General features: G+C 50.0%; 1 protein-coding gene. It reads left to right on the top strand.

Going from position 1 to position 888, the window contains the following annotated elements:
• The coding region (locus tag ACWNM1_RS30590; RefSeq protein WP_449603936.1) for a condensation domain-containing protein at nucleotides 1–888 on the top strand (888 nt) is incomplete at both ends.

Genomic DNA, 888 nt, shown 5'->3' with positions numbered 1-888 from the left:
TTATTGAATGAAGTCATGGCATTGTACCATGGGAATGTGAGCGGTGAGCCGATAGCGTTGCCGACTCCTTCCCCCTATGTAGACTATATTCGGTGGTACAAGCGGCAGGATATGAATAAAGCAGAGGAGGCCTGGCGCGATCTGTTAAAGGGCGTAACGGAGCCAACGCCTTTGGGGATCGTTGAGCGGACTGTCGCATCTGAACAAGGGCTTCACTATGCCGAGTTAGAGGTAGCCTTAAGTGAAACGTTGACTCTACGACTGCAAGAAATAGCTAAGCAAGAAGAGATCACCTTAAATACATTGTTCCAAGGCGTTTGGGCAATTTTGCTGAGCCGGTACAGTGGGCAAGAGGATGTCATATACGGACAAACGGTGTCGGGTCGTCCGCCGGAACTGCCAGGGAATGATACGATTATTGGTCCGCTTATCAACACCGTACCGCTACGGGCATGTGTAAGGAGTAAAGCGGAATGCCACAAGTGGTTGAAGGAATTGCAAGCGAATCAAGTGGACATGCGTCAATATGAATATGCGCCGCTCGTAGAGATCCAAGGATGGAGTGAGGTTCCGAGAGGAACCCCGCTGTTTGAAAGCTTGTTGATCTTTGAAAACTATCCGCAACGCAACGGTGGAGAGGAAGCTGAACAGAGGAACGGGCTTCGAATCGAAGACGTGCGCAGTATTGAGTATACAAACTACCCGTTAACGTTGGTGATAGGACCGGGAAAACAACTTCTGATCAAGATATCGTATCAAAAGGAATGCTTTAGGGATGAAGCCATGGAGCGAATGGCCAGCCACTTGCAGAATCTGTTGGAAGGGATTGCGGAGAATCCGAACCGGCGGATTGGGGAGCTGCAGCTGCTAAGCGAGAAAGAGACCGAG

This window comes from Paenibacillus sp. Marseille-Q9583 (genome assembly GCF_976954365.1).
This window is presented reverse-complemented; position numbering and strand designations above follow the sequence as displayed.